The sequence below is a fragment of the Pararhizobium sp. LjRoot238 genome, assembly GCF_964252955.1.
Classification (GTDB): Bacteria; Pseudomonadota; Alphaproteobacteria; order Rhizobiales; family Rhizobiaceae; genus Pararhizobium.
On record NZ_CAXUPP020000001.1, the window covers coordinates 4161136 to 4182597 of the forward strand.

The following is a 21462-nucleotide window of genomic DNA, read 5'->3' on the forward strand; positions in this document are numbered from 1 at the left end:
CGAAGGCGAAACGAAGCGGTCAGACTGTTTCGCCCGGTTCCGCCTCGATGTCCACCGGCATCTCCGGTTGCGGCGGAGCGCTCGCCCTGCCGGACAGTATCCGCTGATAGAACAGGCCTATGCCGATCAGCACTCCGCCGAGGCCGATGAAGGAGAGCGCCCGCAGGAAGCCTTCGAGATTGGCCATGTCGATCAGGAAGACCTTCAGCACCGCAACGAAGACCAGCACCGCCGAGGCGATACGGATGCTCTTGGCATTAAAGCGCGAGCCGAGCGCCAGGAGCAGAACGCCGAGCAGCAGCCAGACGACGGAATAGGTATAGGTCTCGCCCTGCAGGAAACCCTTCCAGTCGGCGATGCTTTGGCCCTGCCAGAAACGGCGCACGGAGAGCGTTGCCCAGGAAAAAGCAAGGATCGCGCCCGTGACCGCAAGAGCCGTGACGTAAGGAATCGGCCGCTTGCCGCGGGCATACCAGGCAAGGCCCGCATAGCCCAGTCCCGGCAACAGATAGCCGATCAACAGCAGATCGAAGAAGGGCACGGAGCCGAGCAGTTCGCCGCTGAAATAGGGATTGAGGCCGAGCAGATGGGCACCAAGGATCGAGAGCATCGACAGGACGCCGACCACCATGCTGCCATAGCGGAAGACAGGGCTCGGCGATTTCATGTCGAGCGTCATCAGGGTGCCGGAGGCGCCGATCGCAAGCAGCGTATAGATCGACTGTTCGCCGAGTGTCGGCACCGAACTGTCGAGCACGCCGTCATTCATGGCGTGGCGCACCAGGATGGCGACGGTCAGCAATGCAAACAAGCTCGCCAGCGCCTGCAGCAGGTTTCGGACGCGCTCGCCCGGCCAGTGCCGCAGCTCGAAAGCGGCGAGGACAAGAAGCAGCGCGGGGATGCCGTAGCCGGCGAGCAGAGCGTTGAAGACCGGCGTCGTGCCAAGATTTTGCGCCCCGACGATGGTCGGTTCCCAGGCGATACGGGCAAGCACGACAACGGCCGCTCCCGCCATCATCCATGGCAGCGCGGGCCAGGTCCGCAGGCGTGTTGCGGCGACATAGGCAGCCCCGAGGAACGCGATCAGGATCGTGGTTGCAAGACCATCCGTCAGCGCATGCAACGCGATGACGAACAGGCCGAGCGATCCGGCGACCAGAAACGCTTGCGGAAGGTGAATGGCTTCCTGCGGCGCATCGCGGCGTGGCAACCATTCGGCAAGACCGAGAAGGACAAGGCCCGTCGCCAGCGCAAACAATCCGTGTGGCAGATCGAAGGTCAGGTTACCGGTCATCAGCAGCGACATGCCGGTGAGCGCGAATGGCACGATCGCCATGATCGCGGCCCATAGTGTCGCCAGAGGCGGATGATCTTTCAGATGCAGATAGTTTGCCAGGGCTCCGAGCGCAATGAAGACAGAAGAGAGCGCCATGCCGGCGAGCATCGCGGTTCGTCCGGATACGGCAACAGTGGCGATGGGGCCTGGAAAAGCAGGATCGATGAAAGTCAAAAGACCGCTCAGCGCCGTTACGCTCCAGAGGCCGACGATCGCCGTGAAGGCGGCAAACAAGGCGGGATAGACGGCGTAGCTGCGCAGCGCGCCCAACCCCGCAAGGGCGGAAACGATGACGCAGAACACCGCGACCGGATAATCGGACGCCGCGGCGACAGGGCTGATCATGGCGAGCGCGGTCAAAAGCGTGGAGATGCCGGCCGTCGCGGTGATCGCGGCCAGGGGCGGCGCCATCACACGTTCCCACGACGTGCGCGGTGGCGGCGATGGCTGACCATCCACCGCCTCCGGCAGATCGGCGGCAGTCGGCCCCGGCCAGACAAACCCGACCCCGGCGATCATCACCAGCATGACCAGCGTCACCGGCAGCGTTTCAAACAGCGCGGCCGAGGCGATATAGGCCAGCGCCCAAAGGCAAAGGCCGATATTGGCGATCGAGGGCACAATGGTCCAGCGTCGGATGCGGGCGGCAAGCGATGTGGCGCTCCAGGCAACGGCAAGGAAACCGAACAGGCTCCAGGGGCTCGGACTTTCGGAAGAAACCAGCGCCGGGGTGATGAGTGAGGCAAGAAGCCCGAGTCCGGCCAAGGCCTGTCCGTGCAGCAGCGACAGTCCGACGGTGGCGAGCGACACCAGCGCCAGCAGCGCGAAGGCGGTGACCGGGCCGATGAAGCCGTAGATGCCGTGGGCGGCATAGCAGACGCCGAACAGCGTGACCGCGCCCGCCGCCGTCAGGATGCCGGGGATCATCGCGTTCTGGAACGTGTCGGCGACCAGAGGCACGGCACGGCGGCGGACGAATTCGCCTATCCCCATCAGGACGAGACCGAAGACGGCCGCCATGAACAGCCGCACCGCGGGGCTGAGTAGACCCGCGTCGATCGAATATTTGACCATGAAGACGCCGCCAAGTGCCAGCGCGACGCCACCGACCCAAACGGCCCAGCGCGCACCCAGGCGGCTTTCGAGGCTTTCTTTCGGTCGTGGTGCGACCGCGTCGATCACGGAAGCGGGTGCAGATCTCGCGGCCACCGGCTCGCCGCGCGACGCCTTTTCGACGGCATCCTGGCTGGGCGGCGGCCCGCCGAAGATCGCGTCGCCCTTCCTGATTTCAGCGAGGCGCTTGCGCTCCACGGTCGCGGTCGCAACCGGTTGCGGGGGGCTTTCCACCGTCTCGGTTTGCGCGGCCGCTTCCACCCCGGCAGCGGCGGAAACATGAGGCCGCAGTTCCTCGATCCGTTTCAATTCTTCCTTGAGTGCCGCAATCTCGGTCTCCAGCCGCTCGGCAGTCTTGCGTCCGTTGAGAAGCGCCGCCAACGCGATGCCAAAGGCAACGAAAGCAATGACTTCGATCATGTTTTCTCCTCAAGGCCGTAGCGCGCAACGGCACCGACCATACAGCTTTTCGCTCGCAGTCCAAATCGAAGACGGTTCAGGAAAGCAATCTCTTCGCCAGATTGTCGCGAACCTGTCATTATCCGGCGGCTATGCATGTTTCGATGCGCCTTTGCGCAGTTTCCGGACGAAGAGGAGAATGAACCATGGATCACGTTGCCGCCCCGACAACCCCTGAAATCGAGACGCTGACCGACCGCCGCGAAGCGCTCGAAGATGTCGGCCAGAACTGTTCCGCCAACCCGACGATGGGCGATATCATCAACCGCCGCTTTTCGCGCCGGTCGTTCATGGCCGGCTCGCTTGCCGTCGCCGCCATCTCCACCACAGTCAGCCCGCTCGCGATCCTGACCGCGGACGATGCACGCGCCAACGGCAGCCTTTCCAGCTTCGACTTCACGGAGATCGAGGCCGGCGTCGACGAGACCCATCACGTCGCCGAAGGCTATGATGCCGATATCCTGTTGCGCTGGGGCGACAAGCTGTTTGCCGACAGCCCGGATTTCGACCCGCTGAACCAGACGGCCGCAACGCAGGAAAAGCTGTTCGGCTACAACAACGACTATATCGGCTTCATTCCGCTGGACGGCAATCCGGATCACGGCCTGCTTGTCGTCAATCACGAATATACCAATGCCGAAATCATGTTTCCGAAGTTCGCGTCGGTCGTGAAGGAAATGAAGGACGGCAAGGAAGAAGAGAAGGTCAAGCTCGGCGAATACACCAAGGACCTCGTCGATATCGAAATGGCCGCGCATGGCGGCACGATCGTCGAAATCCGCAAGGTCGACGGCAAGTGGCAGCCGGTGCTCGACGGCAAACACAATCGCCGCATCACCGTCAAGACCGAGATGCAGCTTTCGGGCCCGGTTGCCGGCCACGAGCGGGTGAAGACGCCGTCCGACCCGACGGGCAAGCAAGTCTTCGGCACCATCAACAACTGCGCCGGCGGCGTCACCGCCTGGGGCACCTACCTGATGTCGGAAGAAAACTTCAACGGCTATTTCGGTGGCGAGATCGCCGAGGATCATCCGGAGTTCAAGCAGCTGAAGCGTCTTGGCGCGCCGGGCGGCAGCTATGAATGGTCGAAATTCTACGACCGGTTCGACGTCTCCAAGGAGCCGACGGAAGCCAACCGCTTCGGCTGGATCGTCGAAGTCGACGTCATGGACCCGAACTCGGTGCCGAAGAAGCGCACGGCAATCGGCCGCTACAAGCATGAAGGCTGCGAATCGATCGTCAACAAGGATGGTCGCGTCGTCCTTTATTCCGGTGACGACGAACGCTTCGACTATGTCTACAAGTTCGTCACCAAGGCAGCCTTCAACCCGAACGACCGTGCGGCCAACATGGACATCCTCGACGACGGCACGCTCTATGTCGCGAAGTTCGATGCCGATGGCACCGTCGAGTGGATGCCGCTGATCCACGGAGAAGGTCCGCTGACAGCCGCCAACGGCTTTGCCTCGCAGGCCGATGTCCTGATCAACACGCGCCTTGCCTCCGATGCGCTCGGCGCCACCAAGATGGACCGGCCGGAAGACATCCAGCCGAACCCGAAGACCGGCAAGGTCTATGTGATGCTGACCAACAACACCAAGCGCAAGGCCGACCAGCTCGATGCTGCCAATCCGCGCGCCGCGAATGCCTTCGGTCACATCATCGAGATCACCGAGACCGACGGCGACTACGCCTCGACCAAGTCGACATGGGACGTTCTGCTGAAGTGCGGAGATCCGTCTGTCGCCGAAGTCGGCGCCTCCTTCTCGACGGCAACGACGAAGAATGGCTGGTTCGGCATGCCGGACAACTGCGCCATCGACGCCGATGGCCGCCTCTGGGTCGCGACCGACGGCAACAACGAGAAGGACACCGGCCGCACCGACGGCATCTGGGCTGTCGATACCGAGGGCGATGCCCGCGGCACGTCGAAGCTGTTCTTCCGCGTGCCGGTCGGGGCCGAAATGTGCGGACCGAGCTTCAACCCGACGTCCGACACGTTCTTCGTCTCCGTGCAGCATCCGGGTGATGCCGGGCTTGCCACGTTCGAAGCCCCGGCGACGCGCTGGCCGGACTTCAAGGACGACATGCCGGTGCGCCCCGCTGTCCTCACGATCACCAAACAGGGCGGCGGCAAGATTGGCTGATATCTTTCCCTGAATTGAGAAATGGCGCTGCACTCGCGGCGCCATTTTTCGTGTTGTGCAGTTGCACGCCTCAGGGCTTCCAGACACCGGCGACCTGCCTGGTGGCGGCGTTCAGCCTGTTCCAGACATTGATGTTGGCGATGGCGAGAACAAGGGTGGCCAGCGCCGTTTCCTCATAGTGGCGGACTGCCTCGTTCCAAATGTCGTCCGGCACCGGATCGGCGCGGTCGCTGATGCGCGTCAGTGCTTCGGTCAGCGCAAGGGCTGCCCGCTCGGCATCGGTGAAGTATGGCGTATCGCGCCAGGCGGCGACGGCAAAGAGGCGTTCGTCGGTCTCGCCCGCTTTCTTCGCCACGCGCGGATGGGCGTCGACGCAGACGCTGCAGCCGTTGATCTGGCTGGCGCGCAGATTGACCAGTTCGAGGGTGAGCGCGGGCACGCCGCCCTTGCGCGTGATGTTCGCCAGTGCATTCAGGGCCTGCATGGCTTCCGGGATCATGACGGCGGGGTTGTTCATTCTCGGCTGCACGGGATATCTCCTCACTCTGTGGCTCGTCCGGATATCGGTCTCCGGTGGGTTGATCTTGACGCTGCCGTTTCCGGGACGATTGTCTGTCACATCGCCCCGTTCTCGTTCGTCAAAGGCATGACGAAGCGAAGTGGAGGAATGTGACGGATGGACGAGAAAAAATTTCTGGCAGAAAAATTCGAGGCCGATCGCGGCCGGCTGAAGGCGGCGGCCTATCGCATGCTCGGGTCGCGCAGCGAGGCGGAAGACGCGGTGCAGGAGGCTTGGCTGCGCCTTGGCCGCTCCGACCTATCGGAGATCGGCAATCTCAGCGGCTGGCTGACGACGGTGGTCGCGCGCATTTGCCTCGACATGCTGCGCGCCCGCAAATCACGCCGCGAGGAACCTTATGGGCCGCATGTGCCGGAACCTTCGACGTCGGCTGACGACGCCGAACATGAAGCGTTGCTTGCCGATTCGGTCGGCGCCGCGTTGCTCATCGTCCTGGAGACGCTGACGCCGGCGGAACGGCTTGCCTTCGTGCTGCACGACATGTTTGCCGTGCCCTTCGACGAGATCGCGCCTATCGTCGATCGGTCCCCCGAAGCCGCGCGGCAGCTGGCGAGCCGCGCCCGCCGCCGTGTTCAGGGTGCAAGGACAGCGGCCAATGCCAATCGCGGTGACCAGCGCAGGATCGTCGAAGCCTTTCTGGCGGCGTCGCGCGGCGGGGATTTCGAGGCGTTGCTTGCTGTCCTCGACCCGAACGTCGTGTTCCGCGCAGACGTTGCAGCCGTGAGGCTTGGATCGCAGGCGGAAATCAAAGGTGCTGCGGCCGTCGCCAATACGTTCAAGGGCCGCGCCCTTGGCGCAAAACCGGCCTTTGTCGACGATGGCTTCGGGCTTATCGTCGAGGTCGGCGGGCAGTTGCGCGTCATCCTGCGTCTCGCGATCCGCGACGGCAGGATCGCCGAGGTACAGGCGATCGCCGATCCGGAGCGGCTCGGCCAGATCGACTTCACGCTGTTCGACCACGGATGAGGAGCGCAGCCGGCGGTGACGGAAACGTCACCGCATCAGGTTCTCGATCGGGAAGATGGCGCAGGTTTCCGTGCCATGTGCCAGCAGCTTGCCGTTCCTGTCCTTCAGCCAGGCCTCCGAGGTCGCCAGCGTCCGGCCGCGGTGGACGATCCTGCCTTCGCAGAAGACCTCGCCCATGCCGGGCAGCAGCGGGCGGACCAGATTGACCTTGAATTCGACGGTCGTATAGGCCTCGCCCGGCTTCAGCGTCGTCATGACGGCACAGCCGAGGGCCGAGTCCATGATGGTTGCCGCCCAACCGCCATGCACCGTGCCGAGCGGGTTCAAATGCTCGGGCGACGGCAGGCCCTGAAACACTACCCTGCCCTCTTCCACCTCGCTCAACCCAAATTTCAGCGTGGCGGCCATCGGCGGCGCCGGGTGATTGCCGGCGAGAAGATCCAGCATCACCTTTAGCCCACCATCGCGCGCGACAGCGTCCAACGGCACGGTGCCGATACCGGAGGCGGTCATTCCGGGGTAGAGTTCAACCGACATTTTCCGGGGATTCCCTATGAGTGTGCGACTGTATCTTGAGACTTCAGCGCCTTCAGAGCGGCCTGAACGAAACCGTCGCGTGCCGTGGAGAGGGCAATGCCACGCGGTTCATAGACATGGCGATGAAGGAAAAAGGCCGTCATGCGGAAGGCGGCCAGCAGGCTGTCGTAGTCGGCGGCGCCACCCTCGACAAGAAAGGCGGGCAGCACCAGCATCTTGTCGGCATAGGGCGCGCCCGCCTCGCGGCTGACGGCGCGGCCGGATTTCGGCGAGACGTAGACCAGATCGGAGCGCGCACCCGTCGCCGCGCATTCGGCGAGATCGAGCCCGAAGCCGAGATCGTTGAGCACGGCGATCTCGAAGCGCACGAACAATTCGCCGGCGTCGCGCGGATCGTGAAGATTTTCGAGGATGACATCGAGCGCCTCATAGAGATGCGGATGCGGATCGCGTTCCGGGAGAAGCCTCAGAAGTGCACCCATGGCCTGAACGCCGTAGACCGAAGTCGCCGCCTCCATCAGCCGTGCCGCACGCAGGTGCACCGGCTCGACGCGGAATTCACCGAGATGCTCATCCAGCCGCGCCCGCCAGGTGACCTCGACCTCGTTTCCAGGCTGCAGCACCGGCTGCATCGTCCGCGAGCGGCCACCCCGCACGAGGCCGAGATGACGCCCGTGCGCCCGTGTCATGACCTCGGCAATGACGGAGGTTTCGCCATGCCGCTTGACGCCGATGATGATGGCCTGATCACTCCACTGCATGGCTCAGTTTTACCTCTGGCGACAGACGAAAACAATCGCGGCTTCAGCGCAAGCCCCATTCACGGAGAGGAGTGCCACGCCTTGAAACTGATTTCGTCGGCTCTCTCCCCCTGGATCGCCACGTTGTGCGCTCATTCTGACATTAGAATTGAATTTCAACCGAAACGCTTTCTTATCACATAAAGTTGAAGCTATGGGTTGATCGCCGGGCGATCCATTACCAGTTTTTTAGTGATTTTTTTGCCGATTCGACGGCGCAAGCGATTTAAAAAGGAGCGATCGAAATGAAGAGGATCGTCAATCGCCGCACCGGATATTTCTCGTGCGCGGCTCTTTTGGTCGCTGCCGCCGTCAACTTTCCTCAGGAAGTCATACATGCCATTGGACGACAGACCTTTGACGCAGATACATCTGCGTCGTCGATGACCGTAACGCCGCTTCCCGGCAATTTCTCCTATAGTAAAGGCGAATACCAAAACCAGTCCGCGCGGAAGGCCTATTCTGTCGGCGCACGGCGCAGCCCCGACAACGATTTAATCCTTCGCTTCGAGGTCCGCTCCGGCGAGCGTGCCAGCTTCGACGGCGAAGACAGGGAGCGCTCCGAGGCAACGAGCGGGACAACCTTCCCGAAGGACGAAGTCATCTGGAATGCCTACCGCGTCAAGATCGCCGATGGCTTCGCCATCCCCAGCGACGAACGCTCCTGGTTCATCGTCGGCCAGTGGCACGGCAGCAAGGACGACAAGCGTTCGCCCTATATCGCAGCCGAGGTGCAGGGCAAGGACCTGGTCTTTATGAGGCGCTATCTTTCTGAAGGTAAACCGGTCAGCAGCGAAATGTACCGGATGCATGATGTGCCGCGCGGCGAGTGGCTGAACATCGTGATCGAGCACAAGGTTTCCGCGAGCGACGGGATCCTGAACATCTGGCTCAACGGCCGCCAGGTCGTAAAATTCGACGGTCCGGTCGGCTATTGGGATCATCCGGAAGCTGGCTACTGGAAATTCGGCATCTACCGCAGCCGGCATGACGCTGACGCGGTGGTCGAGTATCGCGATGTCGTCACTACGACGGAGAACCTCTCAAAACGCGCGACCTTGACCAACTGAGCATTTGGCGGTCCGGTTTCGACCGCCAGTGCCGGGCCTGCGCCGTTTCAAGAGTTCGTTTCGCGCATGAAATCCAGGAACACGTCGCGCGCTGGCCTGCTGAGAGGCCCCGGCCTGCAAAATGCCGCCTTGTTGCGCCGGCTGCACAATGCGTTGAAGGCCCGGATGGTGGCCCCGGTCAACACACCGTTCAGTTTGCCCCCGTAGTCGCCGGTTCCCTTGAGTTCGCTTTGCAGAATATAGACATAGGTGTTGCTGTTGGCGCCAACGAGACGGCCGATCAGATTGGCCCGCCGAACCGACGGCATAGCGTCAATCTTTTCTGCGAAAGCCGCATATTGCTCCGCCGAACCGGCAGCAGCCCCCTCGATGAACAGTTCTTCGCTTTCGCGCTGCTCCTGCGGCATCTGGCTTGCGACGGTTGCCAGCGCCGTCCTGGCCAGAGAAATATTCTTCGCGACATCCTTGCCCCGCCCTTGGGCATAAAGCTGGATAAGCGTCGTAGCTGCATTGGCGTCTCCCGCGGCGCTTGCCTTCTTGAGGATTTCAATGGCCCGGGCCGGATTTTTCGGCACGCCCGTTCCGCCGAGCACCGCATTGGCCAGAACAGAGGAAATACCGGGAGCGTCTTCCAGCTGCCCCTTCAGAATGAGGTCGTGCGCTTGTCTTTGCTGGGATACAGTTCCGGCAAGCAGCACGCTTGCAGCGCTTGCCAAACCGCTCTTCCTGCCGGCGCGATAGGCTTCCTGGTACAGATCGGCCGCTTTTGAAACGTCCTTGGGAAGAACGACACCATCACGATAAAGGTTGGCATAGCCGACCATCGCGCCGGCATCGCCGGCCTTTGCGCCCTGTTCATAGTAGCCGACCGCTTGAGCCGGATCGAGGCCGGCGACCTGCCCTTCGCGGTAGAGGTCACCCAACTTGGCCGCCGCATCCATCCTGCCGGCCTCAAGCGCCTTCGTATAGAGATCGACAGCCTTGGGAATGTCTTTGGCAACGACTTTGCCATCCCGATACATCCCTGCAAGACCGATCATCGCGCCGGCGTCTCCGGCCCGAACCGCCTGCTCGTAGTATCCGACCGCCTTGCTCGGATCGAGATCGCCCCCCTCTCCCTTCAGATAGAGTGCGGCCAGTGGCGAGGCTGCCCAAACACCTCCACTAGCAATGACCTCCTCATAAAGAGCAATCGCGTTCTGAAGATCGCGGTCAACCAGGACGCCTTCCGCATAAAGACCGGCCATGCCGGCCTTCGCCCCGGCATCGCCAGCCGCCATCGCCTGTTCGTAGTAGCCGACGGTCTTGCTGGCATCGAGGCCGAGAGCCTCGCCCTGACGATAGAGATCGCCCAGTTTGGTCGCTGCATCCATCCTGCCGGCCTCCAGCGCCTTCGTATAGAGATCGACAGCCTTGGGAATGTCCTTGGCAACGACTTTGCCATCCCGATACATCCCGGCAAGACCGATCATCGCACCGGCATCGCCGGCCCGAACCGCCTGCTCGTAGTATCCCACCGCCTTGCTCGGATCGAGATCACCCCCCTCTCCCTTGAGATAGAGCGCGGCCAGTGGCGAGGCTGCCCATACGCCTCCACCAGCAATGACCTCCTCATAGAGAGCAATCGCCTTCGGAATATCGCGGTCAACCAGGACGCCGTCCGCATAAAGGCCGGCCATGCCTGCCTTGGCGCCGGCATCGCCTCCCCGGAGGCCTTGCTCGTAATAGCCGATGGCTTGTGCGGGATCGAGGCCGAGAGCCTCGCCCTGGCGGTAGAGGTCGCCAAGCTTCGTTGCTGCCGCTAGGCTGCCCTTCTCAAGCGCTTTCGTATAGAGATCGACCGCTTTCGGGATATCCCCGGGAACGACCTTGCCGTCGCGATAGAGATTGGCGAGGCCGATCATAGCGCCGGCATCGTCCGCCTGGGCTGCCTGCTCATAGTAGGCGACAGCTTTGGCGGGATCGAGGCCGACCTCGTCTCCCTTCAGATAAAGCGCCGCCAGCGACGGCACCGCCCATGTGCCTCCACCAGCAATGACCTCCTCATAGAGAGTAACCGCCTTCGGAATATCGCGGTCAACCAGGACACCTTCGGCATAAAGGCGTGCCATGCCTGCCTTCGCCCCGGCGTCGCCTGCCTGAACGCCCTGCTCGTAAAACCCAAGCGCCTTGGAGGGATCGAGGCCGAGGGCCTGACCCTGCCGGTAGAGATCGCCAAGCTTGGCCGCCGCGGCCACCCTGCCTGCCTCAAGCGCTTTCATATAGAGATCGACCGCCTGTGGAATGTCCTGCGGGACGACCTTGCCGCCGCGATAGAGGTTGCCGAGGCCGATCATCGCACCGGGATCGCCCGCCTGGACTGCCTGTTCGTAATAGGCGACAGCTTTGGCGGGATCGAGGCCGACCTCGTCTCCTTTCAGGTAGAGCGCCGCCAGTGACGGCACCGCCCATGTGCCTCCTGCGGAAATGACGTCCTCATAGAGAGCGACCGCCTTCGGAACATCGCGGCCAACCAGCACACCTTCCGCATAAAGGCCAGCCATACCCGCCTTGGCCCCGGCATCGCCGGCCTCGAGCCCCTGCTCGTAATAGCCGACGGCCTTGCCGGGATCGAGGCCGAGTGCCTCGCCCTGTCGGTAAAGGTCGCCGAGCTTGGCCGCCGCCGCCAGCCTGCCCTTCTCAAGCGCTTTGGTATAGAGATCGACCGCTTTAGGGATATCCTTGGGAACCACTTTGCCGTCGCGATAAAGGTCAGCCGCGGCTTGCATTGCCGACGGATCGCCTTGCCCAGCCATCGCCTCGATGCCTGCAATCGCAGATTTGAGATCATCCCCCGGTTTTGCCGCCTTTATCGTCGCCATGAACGCCTTCAAAGCCTGCTGTTCTGGCGTCTCCGCCGCTTTTTGCTCTGTGCTGTCGCTGGCTTGCTGCGAGAAGGACGGAGAGGCGCTCAAAATCGCCAATCCCAGCGCGCAACCAAAAAGAACGGATTTATGATCCAGTATCACAGTAAAAACCTCGCCGGTTTATTGAGACAAAATATAATGTTGACGCGAAATTATCTTGTTTTATGCAGAAATGCGTATTTACCGAAAATATAGCCAGCAACCGTGCTGAGAAAGTCCATCCGTATCTTTTTTGGATCGGCCAGATTCCAAAAAATACCCCAGCGCAGCGCTCGAAGCACTATTGACACCGCGTCAATGATAACCGCGCATCTACCTTTTCAGAAGGCACGCGACTGACAGGCGCTCTGCAAAGCGCCGCGCCTTAACCATTCCATCTCGCAACTGCGAAATACCCCTAGGAAATCATGTTTAATTATGTGAAAACATCTCCACGGAAGCAAGCCAAAACGGACCACTACAAAAAGTTTCAGAAATAAATTATAATTTACCGCAGGTTGTCCAAATAACCCAAAAATGGGGCCTGCGAATGCGTGATTACTGGTGTACTGTCCTGGCCGGCTGGAACGCACAATACAGGTAAACCGTTGTTTTAACGGTTAATTTTATTTTTTTATCACAATCGAATGCCGATAAGGTTTCGATTGAAAATTTGAAAACTTTAAAGGAAAGATTGAATGAAAATAGCGATCTTCGGCCTCGGTTATGTCGGCTTTACCGCCATGTGCTGCATCGCAAAAGAAGGGCATCACGTCATCGGTTTCGATGTCAGTGAAAAAAAAGTAAACCAAATTAATCAAGGTATTGCACCGATCACCGAACCGGGTGTCGAGGCGCTGCTGCGCGAAGGCCTCGAAGCCGGGAGAATTTCCGCGCATACCGAAATCAAGCGCCATCTTTACGAGTGCGACATGGCCATCGTCTGCGTCGGGACGCCGAGCGCGCCGGATGGTTCGCACAACATGACCTATATCGCCGAGGTCACGCGCCAGATCGCCGCTGCCGTCGGCCGGAACAGAACATCGCCGCTGACCGTCGTCTATCGCTCGACCATCCGTCCGGGAACCGTCGAAGGGCTGATCGCGCCGATCCTCGCTGCCGAACTTGGCGACGCTTTCGAACGCAGCATCGAGCTTGTCTATAATCCGGAATTCCTGCGCGAATCCTCTGCCATCCAGGACTATTTCGATCCGCCCAAGATCGTCATCGGCACCGTCGACGGCAAACCGAACGCACGGATGGATCTGCTCAACCAGAATATCAAGGCGCCAACCTTCTACGTGCGCCTCGGCGAATCCGAAATCACCAAATTCGTCGACAACACCTGGCATGCCGTCAAGGTCGCCTATGCCAACGAGATCGGCCGCATCTGCCTGCAGCTTGGCCTCAGCGCAACCAAGGTGCATGAGATCTTCGTCTCCGACACCAAGCTCAACATTTCATCCTATTACACCCGTCCCGGCGGCGCCTTCGGCGGCTCCTGCCTGCCAAAGGACGTGCGCGCCATGCAGTATATCGCTGCCGATTGCGGCGCCCATACGCATCTGGTCGACTCGCTGCTGCGCTCCAACGAGGCGCACAAATACCGGCTGTTCCAGCATGTGACGCGCGATCTGAAGCCGGGTGCCACGGTCCTGCTCGTCGGTCTCGCCTTCAAGGCGGACACGGACGACCTGCGCGAAAGCCCCAATATCGACCTTGCCCGCGGACTGCTGCGCGAAGGCTACAAACTGTCGATCTTCGATCCGGCGATCGACGCGACCAAGCTTGTCGGCGCCAATCTGGGTTATGCCTATACCCAGATCCCGACGCTGTCGCAGTTGCTCGTGCCGAAGGAAACCGCGGAGGCCACGACCTATGACCGCGTCATCACCACCAATCTCACCTACAGGAAGCTCAACCTCGAGAAGAATGGCGATGTCGTCAATCTGAACTCCCTTTCCTGAGGATGGCGGCGATGGACACAGCAGTTCAAAACAGCAAGGCCACACCCCACGCCCGCACCGACGCCCTCTCCGGCGCGCTTTCCGGCAGAAAGGTGCTGATCATCGTCGAAAACCTGCCGGTGCCGTTCGACCGGCGGGTCTGGCAGGAGGCAAGGACCTTGCGCGCCGCCGGCGCCGAAGTCGCCATCATCTGCCCGACGGGCAAGGGCTATACGGCGCGCTACGAACACCTCGACGGTATTCACATCTACCGCCATCCCCTGCCGCTTGATGCCGGCGGCGCCCTTGGTTATCTCCTGGAATACGGCGCGGCGCTGACTTGGGAAACGCTGCTTGCCTGGAAAATCCTGTTCCGTCACGGCTTCGATACGCTGCACGGTTGCAATCCGCCGGACCTGATCTTCCTCGTCGCCTGGCAGTTCAAGCTGATCGGCAAGCGCTATATTTTCGACCATCACGACATCAACCCGGAGCTTTACGAAGCCAAGTTCAACAAGCGCGGTTTCTTCTGGCGGCTGATGTGCGTTTTCGAATGGCTGACCTTCAAGACGGCGAATACCGTCATCTCGACCAATGAGAGCTACAAGAAGATCGCCATCGAGCGCGGCGGCAAGAAGGCGAAGGATATTTTCGTCGTTCGCAGCGGCCCGGACCTGACCCGCGTCAAGGCGGTGGCGCCGAGCCCGGCGCTGAAGAACGGACGCGATTTCCTGGTCGGCTATGTCGGCGTCATGGGGGATCAGGAAGGGATCGACCTTCTTCTCGAAGCAGCCCGCCATCTGGTCTACGATCTCGGTCGCAAGGACATCCAGTTCGCCCTCGTCGGCGGCGGCCCGAGTCTTGCCGCACTTCAGGCCATGTCGGAAAAGATGGGCCTTGCCGACTACGTCACCTTCACCGGCCGCGCGCCCGACCAGACGTTGTTCGAGGTGCTTTCGACCGCCGATGTCTGCGTCAATCCGGACCGGGTCAACCCGATGAACGACAAGTCGACGATGAACAAGATCCTCGAATACATGGCCGTCGGCAAGCCGATCGTCCAGTTCGACGTCACCGAAGGCCGCTTTAGCGCGCAGGAAGCATCGCTCTATGCCAAGGCGAACGATCCTGCCGATTTCGCCGCCAAGATCGCCGAACTGCTCGCCGACCCGGACCGCCGCGCCAGAATGGGCGCCTTCGGCCGCAACCGCGTGGAAACGCAGATGGCCTGGAGCTACGAGGTACCGAAGTTGATCGCGGCTTATAAGAATGCACGGCCCTAGGTCAGCGGCGACGATCTTTCGTTAGTCCGCTGGTACGTTTGAAGCGATGTTGCATAGGTTAATTGATGGCGATCAAGGACATATTCGAAGATTTGAAGACGCATCGCGAAGGCATCTTGGCGCAGGGATTCTGGGCGCTTCTGGTCTTTCGCCTTTCCGCGCCGAGAAAGCACGTCAAGAGCAAGATCGTCAGAATCCCGTATTTCGTCGTCAACAGGATAATGCAGAAATTTATCGAAGTGACGTGCGGCATACATTTGCCGGAAAGTACAACGATCGGGCGCCGGCTGAACATCGAGCATTTCGGTGGCATCATCGTTCACGGGCACTGTGTCATCGGAGACGACGTCACCATCCGCCAGGGTGTTACACTCGGAAACAAGGGAGCGGGCCAGCTTGCGGGAGCACCGCGTATCGGTAACCGGGTTGATATCGGCGCCGGCGCCAAGATCATCGGCAACGTCACGATCGGTGATGACGTCAGAATCGGCGCAAATGCAGTGGTGCTGACCGACGTCCCATCCCATTCTCTCGCTGTCGGCGTACCGGCACGGATTGTGCCGGATTTCCAAAACTCATGACACGATCAGCGTCGCGCCATAAATGTCAGGACACTCCGCACCCGCGGGGATTTGACGTAGGCGGCGATGAGCGCATTTTCGGACGCGGTCAACGGCTTCACTATGGCGAAACAGAAAACTCCCGCGATGACAAGGGCCGCGGAAAAGGCGAGTTTTTCCGCCAGGGCAAAGCTGCGGTGAGCGAAATATGTCTCGGACAAATAAACGGCCGCAGCGATGAGGCCAAAGCACAACAGGATTCTCGACCAGCCTATGACAGTGCCAAAGCCGTTCTGTTTGGCGGCCGATTCCATGACGAAGGAGCGCGCCAGGGAATCAACGATCGGAAACGCCAGAACCGCGGCCAAGCCCATATAAGGGCCTCCAAAAATCAGGATGCTGACAAACACGAAACTGAGGCCAGAGGACAGAAAGATAGAATTGTAAGCGGCCACAAAGGACGCTGCCACCTCCGAACTGCGCACCACGGTACCTCCGATGATCGTCGCCATGGAAAGCAGAAGGATGAGCGCACGTGGATCGATCTTGTCGCCTGCAAGCAGATGCAAGACATCGCCACCGATGGGGCACAGTGCAAGAATTCCGAATGTTATGATGAATGCGTCGATTTTCGCGATCAGCGACAAAGCCGCGCCGGCTTTGTCGTATCGTTCCGTTTTATCAGCGGTTTGCCACCCCATGATTGCCGGCTCGACGAACGGGAAGAGCAAGAAACCGGGCGAGTAGCGCTGCAGGCTAAGGGTGATTGTCTGAACAAAGCTCAAGGCGGCGAACTCGGATGCGGAGAGAAGGTTGGCTGCGATGAGCCTTATAAAGGGCGGCGAAGCGCCAAGCGCCGTCAACCCGCTTACATAACCGGAGGCGACGATGCCTAGCACCTCGTGTCGCGATGGTGAATTCGCTGACTGTGGGGTCGATCGAATTTTCTTTCGCAGCGCCGACAACGCATTGGCGGCTAGAAAGAGCCACGCGACGCCTTGGGTACAGGTCATGATGACGATGAGTTCGCGGCCGGTGAGAGGGTGCTTCAGCACAATAATCAGGGAAACAATCGCGGTCCGGACCAGAGGCTCTGAAATGGAGACAAAGCGTGAAACTCTCTGCTGATTGAGCGACTGAGAAGCAACCTCCGAGTCTGCGTAAATTGAAGATACAACGCAGAGAATAATAAATGGCAGGAATACAGATGCTTCAACTCTTATATCGTTATCAAGCCAGATAAGCGATACGACAAGACAAAGGCATGCGGAAACAAGTACGATAAAAAACCGGAAAGAGAAAAACTTGACAAGCATGGTTCTGATCGCTGCAGCGTTTTCTGCCTGGCGGGCAAGAGAGACATATTTTGGGAGGAATCTTTGCGCTCCCAAACTGCCAAGAGTATTCGCTATGGAGGCAAGCGCGATCAGTACAGCAAACAGGCCATATTCTTTTGGTGGCATAAAACGCACTATCAGAACATTAAACAAAACAAGAAGTATAACTGAAATTATACGACCAGAAACAAACGTAATAAATTTTTCCATATTAGAACTTTCCGGAAATATTGGCTTTCAAGATGAGCAATAACAGCGGCAAACCGTCTATTCTGATCGTGGCGCGGGATTCATATCCGCCATTTCGAGTCGACGTCACCATACTTTTCTCTAAATATCTGAAAAAACACCTAAAAATCGATTGGCTGATGCGCCACGAGGCATCAAAACCGGGAACAAAGGCCTCCGATGGAGAGGAGGAATACTACATCATCGGGCGAAATGGCATCCGCGGAAAATTCGATTCCGTCGTCCAACACCTAAAGGCAGTCTACCGGATATTCCGAAAGGATTACGCAATCGTTCAATGCCGTGACACCATTCTTCTCGCCAGCCTCTATTCCATAGCCTCGCGACTGAGCGGAGTGCCGTTCGTGTACTGGATGTCCTACCCGATGGAAGAGGGATATCTGGATATCGCGAAACGAGCCTTCGCAGAAGGACGATACGCAAAAGCCTTGACGCGATGGATCATCGGCATGTCGGGCCGGGTGTCCCTTTATCGCGTCGCGCTCCCGCTCGCGCGTCACATATTCGTGCAGAGCGACCAGATGAAAAGCGACCTTCTCGCGGAGGGCATCAGAGTTGACAAAATTACGCCCGTTCCCATGGGGGTCGATACCGACAGCTTTTCGCCGGCTCAATGCGAGCCTGCAGCCGATGCCTTCTACGCTGGACGGGAGGCAATCCTCTACCTTGGTTCTTTGGATTTTGCTCGGCAGATGAATATTCCTGCGGCAGGAGTAGCAAAGGCCCTGAGATCGCGACCAAATGCAATATTTGTGATCATTGGACGCGCCTCGCAACCGGAGCGCGATCTGATTGCGAAAGAATTCGGCGATCTCCCGTTGAGGATATTCTTCTTGGAGCAAATGCCGCTACGGCAAGCGCTAAGCCATGTCCGCCGTGCCCATGTTTGCCTCGCTCCCTATCCAACGTGCCCAAAAATGCTGGCTTCAGCCACTCCGACGAAACTTGTCGAATATCTCGCCATGGGGCGGCGTGTCGTCGCAAATCGACATCCAGATCAGAGTGCTGTGATCGCAGGCACCGGTCTCGGCCTACTGTCGGAATTTACCGCCGATGGATTTAGCCAGTCGATTCTTCAGGCGCTTGACCTCGGAGAACCCACAGCACGTGAAATGGCTCATGCACATGAATGGATCCGGGAAAACCGGGATTACTCCACGCTTTCCGAAAAGATGGCGCCAATTTATGCAAAAATGGTCAACTCCAATGGTGCGGAAAAGCGGTGGAGCAACTGATGGATCACCATGATGTCGCTCTAAACCTCGACCGAAGAACGTCGATAGTGACGCGCATGTTTATCTTTGCATTCTGCATCGTGTCTCTGGGCGGATACCGCCTGCAATTGGCGGGGATCGACCCGACACAAAGCTTTCAAGGGTTCAGTGCCTCTTACCTCCTCTACACCGTTGATATTCTTTGCATATGCTGGGCTACTTTTATCTCTTTCACCAATTTTGATGCCTTTATCAGGGTGTTCAGAACCTCTCTTCCGCTCACGCTGCTGCCGCTCATGGCCATAGTCTCATCTACAATTTCCGTATCACCCGAACTGACCTTTTTTGAGTCTGTAAAATATATGTCGGCATTTATAGTTCCAGCCACAGCAGTAATAGTTTGGTATTCAGGGAGGGCCAATCAGCTTTCCTACGAACTATTGAAATTAATATTGCTTTTGTCGTTCTTGACGATAACTTTCTTCCCCAAATATGGCATCCACAGCAGCCTTGATTTTACCCAATCTACCCATGCGGGCTCTTGGCGAGGTATTTTTGGTCACAGAACAGATCTAGGCTACTGCTGCGCCGTACTCTTAGGGTTGGCTTTTTCGAAGTTCATGTACAAAAAGAGAATTTCCGATCTTTTCGTTCTATGCGTATCGACATTCTTTCTATACAAGACAGGATCTGGTGGAGCAGATATTGTCGCAATATTTTCGATAATTATGATTACATTCCATTTCGCACTGCGAAGAGAATCAAAAAACTTGAAATTCTCATTTGGCATAATACTGACCTCGATCGCCTTTTTTATCATATTTACTTTTATTAGCCCGGATGATTTTCTTTCAATAATCGGTGAGGACTCTTCATTCACGGGACGAGTGCCATTGTGGTCATACATATTCGAGAGGGTTTCCCTAAATTATGTATACGGACTCGGATACATAGCGGGTTTTGATATCCTTGCTGGCCCTTCTGTGCAGTTGGCCGGCTTCACCGTGCCAAATGCTCAAGGCGCATATATGGAATCATTGATTGCGTTTGGATTTTTTGGGCCAATACTGATACTGATCTTAACAATAAAACACTTTATTGTTATGTTGAATTTATACGTAAACGACAAATTACCTGAAGATATAAAGTTCTGTTGCTTTTGCATATCCGCAATAACGTTCTTTCTGATATTAACATCAACAGTTGTTGAATCGTATTTATTGCAATCAAACAAAATTCTTGTTGGGATTATAGTAATTTTAATCGCGGAAATTTCTATTTTCTCCGGAAATATTACTGTCACCGCCAATAGGAAAACTGAAGAAAATTTCCATACCCCTGTTGGTCAAGGACTTTTGATACAAAATGGCGACCATTAACCTGTTTTATAACATGGCACGCGGATTGCACCGATTGAGGTTGCCATTACTCCCCCGCCTGTTCGAGCTTGCGATCCGCCTTTTCTTCCAGGCCTCAATTCCCGGCCGCGCAAAGATTGCGCGCTCCGTTTTCTTCCACCACAGCGGGCTTGGCGTGGTCATCAACGGTCTTTCGGTGATTGAAGCGGATTGCGAGATCGGTGTTCACGTTGTTCTCGGCGGAAGGGCACCGATCGTTGGAGCCCCTCACCTGGAAAAGGGTGTGATCGTTCACGCCGGTGCGAAGATCATCGGCCCGATACGCATCGGCGCCGGAAGTGTCGTCGCCGCCAATGCCGTGGTCATCAGCGATGTGCCGCCGAACAGCCTCGTTGCCGGCGTTCCGGCCGTCGTGAAGCGTTCCGATATCGACAATAGAATGTACCGCCACGATGCACCCCAGATCGCCCCGTCCGGGGCCGAGCTTTAACAGTTACCGCAGTTGCAAAGAGTTTCCGGCATGTCCAGTCGTCCCACATATATTTTGATTGCCACCCCTCTTGGCGAAGGGGGAATGGGCGGCATTGACCGGATCATGGATGAGGTCCGCAAGATCGCGCGGCTGAAATCGCCGGAGCACATCAGCATTTCCTTTGCCGCGACGCGCGGTAAAGGCAGCATTTTGCTTTCCCCATTCTATCTTGTCTCGTTCCTCGCAAGAATGGCTCTGCTCAAGATCTTCGGCAGGGTCGATGTCCTGCATATCAATCTGTCCAGTCACGGTAGCACACGGCGCAAGATCATCGTGGCGCGGTGGGCGCGGCTGCTGGGCATACCCTACGTCGTTCATCTTCATGGGTCCCGTTTCCGGCAATTCTGGAACGAGAGCCCTCCGGGCCCTGCAGGCGCGATCGCAAGGATGTTCGCATCGGCCACCCGCATCGTCGTGCTCGGAAACGTCTGGAAATCCTTCGTGGCGGAAAAAGTCCCCGGGACGGGCGGTCGGATCGTGATCATCCCCAATGCGACGCCAAGGCCGAATCTCCCTCGGATGAAGGACGAGGCAGGGCAGCTGCGCATTCTGTTCCTGGGCCGTGTCGGCGTGCGCAAGGGGGTGCCTCAGCTTGTCGAGGCGCTGTCTATGGTCCAAAGCGACGGCAGCTGGCGTGCGACCATTGCCGGCGACGGCGACGTTGAGGAAACACGTCAGGAGATCGAGCGGCTGGGCCTTTCCGACCACGTCACGTTACCGGGCTGGGTCGGGCCGAATGATGTGGCCGAGCTTTTGTCCAGATCGGACGTTCTTGTCTTGCCATCCTTTGACGAAAATTTGCCGATGTCGGTCATCGAAGGCATGGCCGCCGGTCTCGCGATCATCGCCACACCGGTTGGCGCGGTGGAGGATATCATCGCGGACAGAGACACGGGCTTGCTCGTGCCGGTTGGGGATTCCAAAGCGATTGCAGCGTCGATCCAGTTGCTCCTCGAACAACCGCAGCTAAGAAAAACCCTGGGAGAAAATGCCAGACGGCGGCATGCCGAAAGACTGGAAATTGGCATGTATTTTGACAGGCTCGTTGATCTCTGGACGAGAAAAAATATTCTTTAAAAACGTGGAGTTC

17 protein-coding genes are annotated in these 21462 nt (G+C 58.6%); 10 read left to right on the top strand and 7 right to left on the bottom strand.

Going from position 1 to position 21462, the window contains the following annotated elements:
• Nucleotides 1-19 precede the first annotated feature (19 nt).
• Nucleotides 20-2869 carry a DUF2339 domain-containing protein gene (locus tag ACSQ3F_RS20530; RefSeq protein WP_436101906.1) on the bottom strand — a complete coding sequence of 950 codons (2850 nt, stop codon included), beginning with the start codon at nt 2867-2869 and terminating at the stop codon, nt 20-22.
• 185 nt (nt 2870-3054) lie between these two features.
• Between ACSQ3F_RS20530 and ACSQ3F_RS20535 the strand changes: the two genes are divergently transcribed.
• Nucleotides 3055-5055 (top strand): PhoX family protein, encoded by a 2001-nt coding sequence (locus ACSQ3F_RS20535; RefSeq protein ID WP_436101907.1) that lies wholly within the window; start codon nt 3055-3057, stop codon nt 5053-5055.
• Between the two features lie 70 nt (nt 5056-5125).
• On the opposite strand, the gene ACSQ3F_RS20540 is transcribed toward ACSQ3F_RS20535, so the two are convergent.
• A complete protein-coding gene (locus ACSQ3F_RS20540; RefSeq protein WP_436101908.1) occupies nt 5126-5584 on the bottom strand; it encodes a carboxymuconolactone decarboxylase family protein in 459 nt (152 codons plus the stop codon).
• Nucleotides 5585-5731: 147 nt separating this feature from the next.
• Here ACSQ3F_RS20540 and ACSQ3F_RS20545 point away from each other — a divergent pair, with 147 nt between their 5' ends.
• The gene (locus ACSQ3F_RS20545) at nt 5732-6601 is read left to right on the top strand and encodes a sigma-70 family RNA polymerase sigma factor (protein ID WP_436101909.1); all 870 of its coding nucleotides are present in this window, start codon (nt 5732-5734) and stop codon (nt 6599-6601) included.
• Nucleotides 6602-6628: 27 nt separating this feature from the next.
• Here the strand turns inward: ACSQ3F_RS20545 and ACSQ3F_RS20550 are convergent, their stop codons facing one another.
• Together ACSQ3F_RS20550 and recO are read right to left on the bottom strand one after the other, a co-directional pair.
• Nucleotides 6629-7138: a PaaI family thioesterase gene (locus ACSQ3F_RS20550; RefSeq protein WP_436101910.1), complete on the bottom strand. Its 510-nt coding sequence runs from the start codon at nt 7136-7138 to the stop codon at nt 6629-6631.
• Nucleotides 7139-7152: 14 nt separating this feature from the next.
• A complete protein-coding gene (gene recO, locus ACSQ3F_RS20555) occupies nt 7153-7899 on the bottom strand; it encodes a DNA repair protein RecO (RefSeq protein ID WP_436101911.1) in 747 nt (248 codons plus the stop codon).
• A gap of 284 nt (nt 7900-8183) precedes the next feature.
• Here recO and ACSQ3F_RS20560 point away from each other — a divergent pair, with 284 nt between their 5' ends.
• Complete coding sequence (locus tag ACSQ3F_RS20560) at nt 8184-9008, top strand: heparin lyase I family protein (RefSeq protein WP_436101912.1); 825 nt, start codon at nt 8184-8186, stop codon at nt 9006-9008.
• 47 nt (nt 9009-9055) lie between these two features.
• Here ACSQ3F_RS20560 and ACSQ3F_RS20565 read toward each other — a convergent pair whose 3' ends face one another.
• The gene (locus ACSQ3F_RS20565) at nt 9056-11869 is read right to left on the bottom strand and encodes a tetratricopeptide repeat protein (protein ID WP_436101913.1); all 2814 of its coding nucleotides are present in this window, start codon (nt 11867-11869) and stop codon (nt 9056-9058) included.
• Nucleotides 11870-12591: 722 nt separating this feature from the next.
• On the opposite strand from ACSQ3F_RS20565, the gene ACSQ3F_RS20570 reads away from it, so the two are divergent.
• The 3 genes from ACSQ3F_RS20570 (at nt 12592) to ACSQ3F_RS20580 (ending at nt 15703) form a co-directional block, all read left to right on the top strand.
• Nucleotides 12592-13860, top strand: coding sequence for a nucleotide sugar dehydrogenase (locus tag ACSQ3F_RS20570; protein WP_436101914.1), 1269 nt, complete (start codon nt 12592-12594; stop codon nt 13858-13860).
• A gap of 11 nt (nt 13861-13871) precedes the next feature.
• On the top strand, nt 13872-15122 hold the full coding sequence (locus tag ACSQ3F_RS20575) for a glycosyltransferase family 4 protein (RefSeq protein ID WP_436101915.1): 1251 nt from the start codon (nt 13872-13874) through the stop codon (nt 15120-15122).
• 65 nt (nt 15123-15187) lie between these two features.
• Complete coding sequence (locus ACSQ3F_RS20580) at nt 15188-15703, top strand: serine O-acetyltransferase (protein WP_436101916.1); 516 nt, start codon at nt 15188-15190, stop codon at nt 15701-15703.
• Nucleotides 15704-15708: 5 nt separating this feature from the next.
• Here the strand turns inward: ACSQ3F_RS20580 and ACSQ3F_RS20585 are convergent, their stop codons facing one another.
• Entirely contained in the window at nt 15709-17229 is a 1521-nt protein-coding gene (locus ACSQ3F_RS20585) for a hypothetical protein (protein WP_436101917.1), read from the bottom strand.
• Nucleotides 17230-17261: 32 nt separating this feature from the next.
• Here ACSQ3F_RS20585 and ACSQ3F_RS20590 point away from each other — a divergent pair, with 32 nt between their 5' ends.
• The 3 genes from ACSQ3F_RS20590 to ACSQ3F_RS20600 are packed head-to-tail and all read left to right on the top strand — an operon-like array spanning nt 17262 to nt 20330.
• A complete protein-coding gene (locus tag ACSQ3F_RS20590) occupies nt 17262-18503 on the top strand; it encodes a glycosyltransferase (RefSeq protein WP_436101918.1) in 1242 nt (413 codons plus the stop codon).
• Nucleotides 18503-19861 carry an O-antigen ligase family protein gene (locus tag ACSQ3F_RS20595; protein WP_436101919.1) on the top strand — a complete coding sequence of 453 codons (1359 nt, stop codon included), beginning with the start codon at nt 18503-18505 and terminating at the stop codon, nt 19859-19861. The genes ACSQ3F_RS20590 and ACSQ3F_RS20595 overlap by 1 nt, the downstream gene beginning before the upstream one ends.
• Before the next feature lie 34 nt (nt 19862-19895).
• On the top strand, nt 19896-20330 hold the full coding sequence (locus tag ACSQ3F_RS20600; protein WP_436101920.1) for a serine O-acetyltransferase: 435 nt from the start codon (nt 19896-19898) through the stop codon (nt 20328-20330).
• Nucleotides 20331-20333: 3 nt separating this feature from the next.
• Here ACSQ3F_RS20600 and ACSQ3F_RS20605 read toward each other — a convergent pair whose 3' ends face one another.
• A complete protein-coding gene (locus ACSQ3F_RS20605; RefSeq protein ID WP_436102216.1) occupies nt 20334-20696 on the bottom strand; it encodes a hypothetical protein in 363 nt (120 codons plus the stop codon).
• Here ACSQ3F_RS20605 and ACSQ3F_RS20610 point away from each other — a divergent pair.
• On the top strand, nt 20577-21449 hold the full coding sequence (locus ACSQ3F_RS20610) for a glycosyltransferase family 4 protein (protein WP_436102203.1): 873 nt from the start codon (nt 20577-20579) through the stop codon (nt 21447-21449). The two genes, ACSQ3F_RS20605 and ACSQ3F_RS20610, sit on opposite strands and share 120 nt — an antisense overlap.
• Nucleotides 21450-21462 lie beyond the last annotated feature (13 nt).